Source organism: Serratia sp. HNCC26DJ244, from assembly GCF_057180565.1.
This window is the reverse complement of the sequence record NZ_JBXUGO010000170.1, coordinates 1-222: the sequence shown is the minus strand read 5'-3', so window position 1 is coordinate 222 and position 222 is coordinate 1. Positions and strand designations below refer to the sequence as shown.

The following is a 222-nucleotide window of genomic DNA, read 5'->3' as shown; positions in this document are numbered from 1 at the left end:
TCCTGAGTGCTGCCAACAGTGGCTTGACAACCGCAACCGACACCCTGATAGCAGCGTCGGCAATCGTCAATTTGACTGCGGCCAATGCCTTGGGTAGCAGTGATGTTGATGTAGTGGGTACTTTGAACCTGAACGCTGCCGATACGCTGGCCAACATACTCAGTGGTGACGGTACCATCAATACCAATGCGGCAGTGACCTTGGAGGGGACCAATGATTTTA

At 52.7% G+C, this 222-nt stretch carries 1 protein-coding gene; it reads left to right on the top strand.

Features of this window, described 5'->3' with window-relative positions; translation table 11 throughout:
• Positions 1-222: hypothetical protein (locus AC2A06_RS19125; RefSeq protein WP_484381339.1), on the top strand; the 222-nt coding region annotated here is incomplete at both ends.